This is a genomic window from Dactylosporangium sp. NPDC051541, from assembly GCF_044454505.1.
Lineage (GTDB): Bacteria > Actinomycetota > Actinomycetes > Mycobacteriales > Micromonosporaceae > Dactylosporangium.
On record NZ_JBITDU010000006.1, the window covers coordinates 358,280 to 368,211 of the forward strand.

General features: G+C 70.4%; 9 protein-coding genes. 5 read left to right on the forward strand and 4 right to left on the reverse strand.

Annotated elements, in window-relative coordinates; translation table 11 throughout:
* Positions 1–3: 3 nt before the first annotated feature.
* Positions 4–243, reverse strand: a complete 240-nt coding sequence (locus ACIA8L_RS28230) for a hypothetical protein (RefSeq protein WP_395909489.1) — start codon at positions 241–243, stop codon at positions 4–6.
* A gap of 87 nt (positions 244–330) precedes the next feature.
* Here ACIA8L_RS28230 and ACIA8L_RS28235 point away from each other — a divergent pair, with 87 nt between their 5' ends.
* Both ACIA8L_RS28235 and ACIA8L_RS28240 read left to right on the forward strand, forming a co-directional pair.
* A complete protein-coding gene (locus tag ACIA8L_RS28235) occupies positions 331–1,692 on the forward strand; it encodes an SPFH domain-containing protein (protein WP_395909490.1) in 1,362 nt (453 codons plus the stop codon).
* Positions 1,693–1,721: 29 nt separating this feature from the next.
* Positions 1,722–2,399 carry a DUF4142 domain-containing protein gene (locus ACIA8L_RS28240; RefSeq protein WP_395909491.1) on the forward strand — a complete coding sequence of 226 codons (678 nt, stop codon included), beginning with the start codon at positions 1,722–1,724 and terminating at the stop codon, positions 2,397–2,399.
* Between the two features lie 73 nt (positions 2,400–2,472).
* Here ACIA8L_RS28240 and ACIA8L_RS28245 read toward each other — a convergent pair whose 3' ends face one another.
* The 3 genes from ACIA8L_RS28245 to ACIA8L_RS28255 form a co-directional block, all read right to left on the reverse strand.
* The gene (locus ACIA8L_RS28245) at positions 2,473–3,819 is read right to left on the reverse strand and encodes a DUF1996 domain-containing protein (protein ID WP_395909721.1); all 1,347 of its coding nucleotides are present in this window, start codon (positions 3,817–3,819) and stop codon (positions 2,473–2,475) included.
* Positions 3,820–4,246: 427 nt separating this feature from the next.
* Positions 4,247–5,878: an FAD-dependent oxidoreductase gene (locus ACIA8L_RS28250; RefSeq protein ID WP_395909492.1), complete on the reverse strand. Its 1,632-nt coding sequence runs from the start codon at positions 5,876–5,878 to the stop codon at positions 4,247–4,249.
* A gap of 127 nt (positions 5,879–6,005) precedes the next feature.
* Positions 6,006–6,995 (reverse strand): hypothetical protein, encoded by a 990-nt coding sequence (locus ACIA8L_RS28255; protein ID WP_395909493.1) that lies wholly within the window; start codon positions 6,993–6,995, stop codon positions 6,006–6,008.
* A gap of 167 nt (positions 6,996–7,162) precedes the next feature.
* Between ACIA8L_RS28255 and ACIA8L_RS28260 the strand changes: the two genes are divergently transcribed.
* The 3 genes from ACIA8L_RS28260 to ACIA8L_RS28270 all read left to right on the forward strand — a co-directional run bounded on the left by ACIA8L_RS28260 (position 7,163) and on the right by ACIA8L_RS28270 (position 9,763).
* Positions 7,163–7,402 carry a hypothetical protein gene (locus tag ACIA8L_RS28260; protein WP_395909494.1) on the forward strand — a complete coding sequence of 80 codons (240 nt, stop codon included), beginning with the start codon at positions 7,163–7,165 and terminating at the stop codon, positions 7,400–7,402.
* 928 nt (positions 7,403–8,330) lie between these two features.
* Complete coding sequence (locus ACIA8L_RS28265) at positions 8,331–9,260, forward strand: glycosyltransferase (protein WP_395909495.1); 930 nt, start codon at positions 8,331–8,333, stop codon at positions 9,258–9,260.
* Complete coding sequence (locus ACIA8L_RS28270; protein ID WP_395909496.1) at positions 9,257–9,763, forward strand: glycosyltransferase family 2 protein; 507 nt, start codon at positions 9,257–9,259, stop codon at positions 9,761–9,763. Before ACIA8L_RS28265 ends, ACIA8L_RS28270 begins: the two co-directional genes overlap by 4 nt.
* Positions 9,764–9,932 lie beyond the last annotated feature (169 nt).

Here is a 9,932-nt window from a genome sequence, read left to right on the forward strand (position 1 = left end):
GCGCTAAGCCTTCCGGCGCCACCGCCGGGACCAGTGCTGGACCGCGCCCACGCCCACGAGCAGCAGCGTGGCGTAGACGGCCGCGATCACCACCATGAGCGCGAACATCACCCACAGCGGCGACAGGACCCACCACCAGGACCAGTCGACGACGTGGGTCAGTTTGAGCGCGACCAGGACCGCGGGCACGCCGGCGTACACGAGGCAGCCGCCGCCGGCGGTGACGTTGTCGGAGCGGGCCATCGGCGCAGTCTGTCACACGCAAAATCCGTTGACCCCGGTTGGCAGACTGAGGCCGCACCGTCCACTGCGGACCGATGGGAGCGGCGCATGTCCAACACCAACACCTACCTCGACCAGGTTGTCCGGCAACAGGAGCGGCTCGAGGCCGACCTGCGGTCCAAGCGCGTCGCCCCGGCTCAAGCGGCCGCCGGTGGGCCGCCGTCACCGCGGGACCGGTCGCGGGCCGCCATCGCCGAGGGCGCCGGGCAGCAGCCGACGCCGAACGCGGTCGAGGTGCGGGTGACCGGGTTCGGGCGGTGGAAAACCGTGTTGGTACCGCCGAACGCGTTCGTCGTGCACACCCGGCGGGGCAAGGCCGAGCCGTTGCACGTGGGGCTGGGCGTGTCGTTCCGCTACAACCCGGCCACCGACTCATACCTGGTGGTGCCCGGGGCCATGCAGACGATCCTGATCAACGCGTACTGCATCTGCCGTGAACTCCAGGGAGTACTGGTGCAGGCATATGTGCAGTGGATCATTCAGGACTTCTCGACCGCGTATCGGCGGCTCGACTTCGGTGATGCCGAGGACCCCATGCGGGTGGTCAACCTGCAGCTCAAGGAGCAGGCCGAGGCGGCGATCAAGGACAAGGTGTCGACTCTGGGCGTGGCCGACGTGCTCAGCGACAAGCAGCCGATCATCGAGGAGCTGACGTCGCGGCTGCGGGCCGTGGCTGAGGGGTCCGGCGGGGCCGACGAGGGGCTCGGCCTGCGAATCGTGACCGTGCAGATCAAGGAGGCCGTGGTCAGTTCGTCGCGGCTGTGGGAGAACCTGCAGAAGCCGTACCGCAGCGAGCAGGGCCGCATCGCCCGCCTGGCCGAGCTCGGGGCCGAGGACGCGGTGGCGGAGCGGGAGCTGACCGGGCAGCGGCAGCGCGAGACTCAGCGGATCGGCAGCGAGCGGGAGCTGGCCGACCTGCGGGCGCAGCGGGCCGCGCACGAGTTCGACCGGGAGGCGGCCGAGGCGCTGCGCCGCTCTCAGCGCGAGCAGGAGGACGCCCGCGCGCTGGCCGACCTGCAGGACGCGACGAACCGGCACGCCCTTGCCCTGGAGCGGCAGCTGGCGGCCGAGGAGGCCGAGATCGGGCGGTTGCGCATCGAGCGGGAGGCGGAGCTGACCCGGCTGACGGCCGAGGCCGAGCTGCTGCTGGCGGCGGCCCGGGCGCGCGCCGCGCACGAGCGGGCGCTGCTGGACGTGGAGCGGGAGCGGCTGCGCGCGGACATCGCGAATGCGCAGTCGGCGGAGAACCTGCAGGCACAGCTCATCGACCGGCTGCCGGAGATCGTGGCCAAGCTGCCGAAGCCGGCCGAGCTGCGTTCGGTGACGATCGGCGGCACTGACGGTACAACTGTCGCGGGTTTGATCGCTGAACTGTCGACCGTTGTGAACGCCCTGCGTTCGGGGCACTGACCTCGGGTTTTGCAACCGACGAAGCGGTTTTGCGGGCCCGGGCCGCGGTTATGGGACAACCAAGATCGCTTCAGCGGGAGGTTGTCATGCGCAAGCCGATGCTCGTCGCCGCCGTGGTCGGCGCCGTTCTGCTGGGAACGGTGCCGGCTTCGGCGGATCCCACGGACCCACCGGCACCAACGGACATCCCGGCCCCCACCGATACCTTGGCCCCCACGGGCATGCCGACCGACACGCCCACCGACACGCCGACCGGCGGGCCCTTGTCGGCGCAGGATTCCGCCTTCCTGAAGGCGGCCGGATACGGCGGGAACTTTGAGGTGGCCGCGGGATCGCTGGCCCGGGCGCGGGGGTACTCCGCGGGTGTGCGCGACTTCGGGACGAAAATGGTCAGTGACCACAACCGGGCCGGGACCAAGCTGTCGATCCTGGCCCAGTCGCTCGGGACGTCGACACCGGACCTGCCCGACTCGGCGCAGCAGAACATCGTCAACGCGTGGTCGCGGCTCGAGGGCCTGCTGTTCGACTGCGCGTATGTGCCCGCCGAGTACATCGACCACGTCGGCGCGGTCGCACTGTTCGAGAACGAGGCCGCGCACGGCGACAGCCCGGAGCTTGTTCGTTTCGCGCGGGAGACCCTGCCGACTTTGCAGGAACACAAGCGAATGATCACTTCGGAGCTGAGCGCGCTCGACTGCAACGGCTAGGGGTGCTGCCCTGAGGTCGCATGGAAACGGCCCGCCCGACAACGCCGGGCGGGCCGTGGACTGGTTTGGTTCGTTACGGCAGGACGTAGTTCTCGTTGAGCGCCGCGCCGCGGTCCGGCTTGTACAGGTCGAAGCCGCGCGGGTCACACTGCAGGCCACCGTTGATGCAGTGGTCGGACAGCGCCTTCAGGGTCGGGGCGTCCCACGCGTTGTACACGTCGTAGTGGAACGAGTAGCCGCGGCCGCTCGAGAAGTGCACGTTGGCCATGTTGCCGCTGACCGGCCAGGCCATCTTGAACTCGATCATCGGCACGGCGACCGGGTGGTCCTGCGGGCAGACGCCCACGACCGGGTACGCCATGTGCGACTTGTGGTCCGGGGTGTCCAGGTGGATGCCGTCCCAGCAGCTGGGGGCCTGGAACCGGACGTTGAGCTGGCTGCCGGCGACACAGTTGGCGGGGATGTCCCAGTTGTTGGTGAGGTCGCCGCACTCGAAGCCCTCGACGTGGCCCGGGTGGTTCTGGAACTCGGCCTGCGTCGAGGACGGGCTGCCGACGACATAGCGCAGGCCGGCCGGGAACGGGCGGACGCTGCGGTAGTCGATGACACCGCTCTTGTAGTAGATGACCTGGCGGCCGACCGGCTGCACGGCGGTGTCGCCGTTGAGCAGAGTGGGCATCCAGTACGCCGTCTTGTCGCCGGGCGTGATGCACGCGGTGCCGCCGGCCTGCAGTGAGGACAGCGTCGTGTTCGCGTTGGTGGTCGTGTTGCCCATGAACGTGTGCGAGTGCGACGCGCCCGGCAGGCCGAAGAACACGATCGGGTCATCCGGCAGGTTGCTGCGGCTGACCGAGCAGTTCGCCTGGAACTCGTGGTGGGTCGTCGGCGGGTTGGTCGGCGGCGGGGTGGCCGTGGACGGGATCACGCCGGTGACCGGCGGGTTCGCCATGACGTACCCGGGCCCGTCGGACGCCGGCGGGGTGGTGCTCGAGGTGCCGTAGACCTTGAACTCGTACAGCGAGTAGCCGTAGCCGTTCGCGCGCTGGGTGCCGTACATGCGCACGTAGCGGCCGGAGCCGGTGACGTTCAGGGTCTGCGTGCCGCCGGTGCCGGTGGTCGTGCTGTAGATGCTGGTCCAGGTGTTGCCGTCGGGCGACGTCTGGATCTGGAAGGCCTTCGCGTAGGCGGCCTCCCACTGCAGCACGACCTGGGAGATCGTGGCGGTCGAGCCGAGGTCGACCCGCAGCCACTGCGGGTCGCTCCACTGGCTGCTCCAGCGGGTGGCGTTGTTGCCGTCGAACGCGGCGGCCGCCGGGGACTCGCCCAGCTCCGTCGACGAGGCGAGCGCGGGCCGGCCCTGTGACAGCAGCGTTCCGGTGGCGGCGTTGGCGGACGTCAGCTGAAAGGCGCCGACGACCATCGATGCCACGACCGCGGTGGTGACCCCGATCGGGATCCCGATTCTTCTGAGGCGTCTGGTACTCAATGCAGCTCCCAGGGGTGTGGGCGGGTGCCGTTCGCCGGTGGCGGACCGGCCGGGTGCGACGCGCTCGGAGAGCGCTCTCCAAATGTTGCGCCCGGGTGACCGCTCCGTCAATACGTGCGACGTGCCGGTTGCTGCTTATGCGCACAAAACGGGCAGGCAAAAGTGTTTCTTAAGATCCGAGTGGAGAGCGCTCTCCGTTCGGTGGTGGGATCGCCCACCACGTTCGAAGGACAGCCCTCGTGTCTTTGCTCGCGCGGCTGGCCGGGTTCTGCCGGCGGAGGAGCTCTCTCTGCGATAGCTCCGTCGCTCGTGGGCCGCGTGCTGCGGGGGTGAAGCGGCGTTGGCGATGGGTGCCGAGGCGTCAGTATGCGAGCCCGGTGGCGGTGATGCGGCTGGTCGCCGGGTGGGCGTGGGTGGCGGGGTCGGCCCACAGGTCATGGCCGGCGTCCTCGACGATGTTCTCCGCGGCCAGCAGTCCCATGAGGATGCTGAAGTCCTGGCGGTTGCGCGCGAACGGCCCGTGCGGGCCGATGACCTCCAGCCCGGCCAGGCCCTTGAGATGCTCCTCGACGACGGCTTGGTGCTGGAGCTGGCTCTCGCGGTACACCGGGATGCTCTTCGGCACGCGCAGCGCCACACCGTCGAGGACCTCGCCGGCCTCGACCAGCCCGGTGTCGATCAGCTCTTCACGCGCGAAGCGGACATACTCCTCGTCCTCCCAGCGCCAGAAGTCGTGCTCACTCGTGCACCAGTACTCCAGCGCGAGGATCGTCTCCGGCTCGCCGTGCTTGGCCGCCGGCACCCAGTTGTCGAAGTTGGTGATCCGCCCGGTGTGCAGGTCCGGATCGCGCACATTCACCCAGGTGTCCGGGAAGACCGACTGCGCGTTCGTGCGCAGAAAGACAACGACGGTATTGCACAGCGTCAGCTGCGCCCCGGCCGCGGCGACCTCGGCCGGCACGTCGGGCAGCCGCCCGGTGAGCACGGCGAGCGGCATCGACGAAACGACGTGATCGTGCTCGCGGACACCGTCATTGTTCAACTGCACACCCGTCACCCGGCCGTCATCAAGCACAAGCCGCGCAACCGGCGTGTTCAGATGCACACGCCCGCCCTGCTTCTCGACAAATTCACACATCCGGCTGTACACCTCGCCGGGCCCCTGCCGCGGATGCGCAAACGCCGGCAGCGCCGTCCGCGCCCTTTGCCACTGCCGGATGAGCGCGCCGAGCCGGGACGTGGAAAGCGCCGCCCCCGGATGCGCGAACGTCGGCAGCGCCGCGCGCAGATGCGCGAATGTCGGCAGGGTCGCTTGTGGCCTTTGCCATTGCCGGATGAGCGCGCCGAGCCGAGACGTGGAAAGCGCCGCCCCCGGATGCGCGAATGTCGGCAGCGCCGCGCGCAGATGCGCAAACGCCGGCAGCGCCGTCCGCGGCCTTTGCCACTGCCGGATGCGCGCACCGAGCCGGGACGTGGAAAGCGCCACCCCCGGATGCGCGAACGTCGGCAGCGCCGCGCGCAGATGCGCGAATGTCGGCGGCGTCGCCTGCGCCCTTTGCCACTGCCGGATGAGCGCGCCGAGCCGGGCTGTGGAAAGCGCCGCCCGCGGGGGATGGATTCGGGTGACGGGCTCGACCATCTCGTAGTCGCCGCCGATCACCTCCAGCCACAGCTCGTTGACCCGCGGGTCGGTACTGAAGAAGTGCTGCGGCCCCAGCCCGACCGTCTGCCCCCAGAGCCCGACCGACCGCGCAAGCCCGCCGACGCCGCCGGACGCCTCGTACACGTCGACCTCGACACCAGCTTTGGCCAGGCAGTAAGCCGCAGTAGCCCCAGCCGGCCCAGCCCCGATCACCGCGACCCGCAGACTCACCGCGAGCCTCCCACGACCGCCACGCAGACGTCGATCACGCTTCCGCGCGCTGCATGCTCGTCGTGCGTTGAGCATTCGTGCATTGAGCGTTCGTGCGTTGAGCATTCGGGCGTTGAGCATTCGGGCGTTGAGCGTTTGGGCGTTGCGTGTTCGTGCGTTGCGTGTTCGTCGCACAGTGCGCGAAGGTCGACCGCCCATTGGTGCGTTGCGCGCTCGTCGTGCAATGCGCGTTCGTGCGTTGCGCGGCTCACAGGGTGTGCCAGACGGATGCGCGTTCGCGGGCGGCACGGTCGGCGGTGGCGAGGGCGAACACGGCCAGAGGCAGCATCGGGGTCAGGTGCTTGAGGTGCGCGCCGAAGTACGGGGTGGCCAGGGCCTGCGTGACCACGAACGCGAGCAGCAGCGAAACGGCGACGCCGAGCGATGGGCGGCCGGCGCTGTGCCGGGCGGCGGCGGTCATGCGCACCGTGAACACCGTGAGCACGAGCGCACCGAGCATGTGAGCCCAACCGCCGGCCATCGCGAGCGGGATCGGCAGCAGTAGCGCGGCGAATGTGAGCACTCCCTCGACCATGGCGTTCGCCGCGCGGACGGGGTCGAGCGTGTCGTGATGCAGCACGAACGTGCCGACTCCGGCGATGACGAACATGGCCGCCGCGATCGGCAGCAGCAGTGCCGGGCGGCCGCCGCGGTGCAGAGCGACGTAGCCGGTGACGAACAGGGCCGCGATCACGAGCCAGGTGGAGCGGAAAAGCGTGCCGTACACCAGCAGGGATCCGGCGGTCACGTACGGCGCGACGGCTGACCAAGCGTCGATGCGCAGGACGAGCAGAATCGGCAAAACGAACAGCAGAACGACGGCATCTTTCGAGTACTGCGTCAGGTACACCCCGCCGAGCCCGATCGCGGCCGCGGCGAGGGCCATCGTGCTCCATCGCGCGGCCGGCCCCAAGGCCAGGGCGATCGCGGCGACGAACAAAGCCAGCTGCAGCATCGCGGTCACGCGCGGGTGGTCGTCGAGGCCGAGGAGCGCGTAGAAGACGGCGATCGAGCGGTAGTACGGGTCGGGACGGATCGCGGTCGTGCCGTTGTTCAGCGCGGCGATGTAGTCACCGTCGGAGAAGTGCTGGGCCGGCAGCAGGGCGCGGGCGCGCAGCACGAGCCCGAGGGCGCATAACCCGGCGGCGAGTTCGACCAGGCGGTACCGCAGCAGCAACGCGCGCACATCCACCTTCACACACGAAACGTTACCGACTCGCTACCCTGCGACACGCGACGCGCGGCGGCGCGTACCCGGAAGGGGTACGTCCGGTTTTGGGGTGTCCATGTCTAACGCAAAGTATTCAGGCTGATACTGTCCGTAAATCGGAAAACGTCCGGTATCCGTCGAGGAGGACACCGCTGATGCGTCGCTCGCAAGTACTCGCAACGATCGGCGCCGGATTGGCCGCCGCCACCGCGTCCGCCCCCGCCGCCCTGGCCGCACCGACCACCGCCGAACCGGCCGCGCAGACCTTGGCCGACACCCACCTCGCGCTCGGGTACACCGCCGCCGGCCTCATCCTCGCCGTCGGCGCCGCCAGCCTGATCACCATCGCCCGCCTGCGCCGCACCGCCCACGTCGCCGCCCACGCGTCGCGATGACCCAGCCGCCGGCCGTCACCCACCCACGGCCGAACCGCGCCCAAGTCGCCGCCGACCGAGACGCCGACCGGAACGCCGAACGACGCGCCGACTGCAGCACTGACCGGGATGCAGAGCGCAGGGCCGAACGACGCGGCGACTGCAGTGCCGACCGCGGTGCTCACCGGGACGCAGACGGTAGCGCCGACTGTAGAGCCGACCGCGGTGCTGACCGGGACGCCGACGGTAGCGCCGAGCGAGGCGCCGACTGTAGAGCCGATCGCAGTGCTCACTGGGACGCCGACGGTAGCGCCGACCGTAGAGCCGACCGCAGTGCTGACCGGGACGCCGACCGTAGCGCCGGGCGCGGTGCCAAAGGCGGCGTCGACCTTAGCGCCGACCGAGGCGCCGGGCGCAGTGCCAACGTTGCGCCGTCCCGCATCCAACGCCGTGCCGACGGTCCGCAGTCAGTCGATGTGCGTTCGAGCGCTCGGAGGTACGCATGACCGCTCGAATCCTGCACGTCACCGATTCCGCGCACGGTGGGACGGCTGTAGCGATCGCCGAGTTCGCCCGGTCGACGCCCCAGTACGAGCACCACCTGCTGACCCGAGACCGCAACCGAGGCCGAGACCGAAGCGAGAACCGCGAGCAGAACCGCGAGCAGAACCGCGACCGGGGCGGGAAGCGACAGCTCGACTGCGAGCATGACCGCGACCGAAGCCTGAACCGAGACAGCCAACGCGCGCAGGATCGTGACCGAAGCCTGAACCGCGATCGGGATCTGGGTCGAAGCTGGAGCCGGGACCGGGCCTGGTACAGCGACCGGAACGGAGACCAGCACGGGGACGGAGACCAGCACAGGGACGGAGACCAGGACTGGGACGGCGACCAGGTCCGGGACAGCGATCGCCACCGAGGCTGGGACAGCGACCGAGGCAGGGACCGGGTGGATGCGGACACCGCCGACTTCGCCGCGCACCACGCCGCCGGTCGAAGCCACCTGGCCCTGGCCCGGGCCCTGCGCCGCGCGGTCGCGGCCGCCCGCCCTGCCGTCGTCCACCTGCACTCGGCGTGGGCCGGCCTCGTCGGCCGCCTCGTCCTGCCCAGGTCGGGCCCGCCGATCGCGTACACCCCGCACTGCTTCGCCTTCGAACGCGACCCGGCGACCGTGCCTCCGGGCCTGATCCGGACCGCGCGCCGGATCGAGCAGGCTCTGGCCGAGCGCACCGGCCTCGCGGTGTGCGTGAGCCCGCGCGAGGCCGACCTGGCCGCCGCGCTCGGACTGCCGGCCGTGCACGTCCCGAACACAACACGCATCCGCGCACCGCGCATCCGCGCATGCGCCGCCACGCCGACGGTGGTGACCGTCGGCCGGGTCGGTGCGCAGAAGGACCCGCACTTCCTGCTCGATGTCATGGCCCGGATCGACGTCGCGGCGCACTGGATCTGGATCGGTGGAGGCGACCCCGCGCTGGAGGCCCAGCTGCGGGCGGCCGGCGTGACGGTCACCGGCTGGCTCCCGCCGGACGCGGTGGCCGCGCACCTGGCCGCCGCCGACGTGTACCTCCACACGGCCGCCTGGGAGAGCTGCCCCTTGGCGCTGCTGGAGGCGGGCGCCGCCGGACTGCCGCTCGTGGCGCGCAGCATCCCGGCGCTCGACTCCCTCGGTCTGGACCCGGACCTGCACACTTCCGAGCAGGTCGCCGCGGAACTGAACACGGTCCTGCACACCGGGCAGCCGAGTCGCCCGCGACTGCAGGAAGCGTTCGCCGTCCGTCACACGCCGCAGGCGCAAGCGGCCGCTCTCACCGCGGCTTACGAATGGCTGATTGGCGCGTCCGCGCGGCTCACGGACCGGGCCGAAGTGACGGTGTGACCGTGCACGTGTCGATCGTCATGCCGGTGTACAACGCCGAGCGGCATGTCGGGCGGGCCCTGGCCGCGCTGCTCGCTTTGCGCATCCCGAACGATGTCCGGGTGTCGCTGACGATCGTCGACGACGCCTCGACGGACGGGTCGATGGAGGTCGCGGGCGCACTGCTGCGCGAGGCGCCGTTCCCGGTGCGCGTATTGCACCACCCGGTCAACCTCGGACCGTCCGTGGCCCGCAACACCGGTCTGGCCGCGGCCGGCGGTGACTTCGTATGGCTCGTCGACAGCGACGACTGGGTCACGCCCGACCTGCTCGAAGCGTACCTCCGCGCGACCGCCCCCGATGTCGACATCGTCGTCGCGAACATGGTGCCGGCAGCCATCGGCGCCCTCCTGATCCGGACCGCCCCAAGCTGGTACGCCCGCCTCTACCGAGCAGCCCGCTTCCTCAAGCGCCGCCGCGAACGCCGCGTGGGCGCCCGCTGGCGAGGCCTGTCCCACGCCTGACCGCACCCGCGCGAGCATCGTGCAAGCGTGCACCGCCGCGGCCCGTCGTACGTCCGACGCCTCGTGCGCGAGCATCGTGCAAGCGTGCACCGCCGCGGCCCGTCGTACGTCCGACGCCTCGTGCGCGAGCATCGTGCAAGCGTGCACCGCCGCGGCCCGTGTACGTCCG

What these genes read in the sequence shown, in the direction of transcription:
- ACIA8L_RS28245 (WP_395909721.1), bottom strand. Translation starts at nt 3,819, where the DNA reads ATGGTCGTCGGCGCCTTTCAGCTGACGTCCGCCAACGCCGCCACCGGA.
- ACIA8L_RS28230 (WP_395909489.1), bottom strand. Translation starts at nt 243, where the DNA reads ATGGCCCGCTCCGACAACGTCACCGCCGGCGGCGGCTGCCTCGTGTAC.
- ACIA8L_RS28250 (WP_395909492.1), bottom strand. Translation starts at nt 5,878, where the DNA reads ATGCTCAACGCCCGAATGCTCAACGCACGAACGCTCAATGCACGAATG.
- ACIA8L_RS28235 (WP_395909490.1), top strand. Translation starts at nt 331, where the DNA reads ATGTCCAACACCAACACCTACCTCGACCAGGTTGTCCGGCAACAGGAG.
- ACIA8L_RS28260 (WP_395909494.1), top strand. Translation starts at nt 7,163, where the DNA reads ATGCGTCGCTCGCAAGTACTCGCAACGATCGGCGCCGGATTGGCCGCC.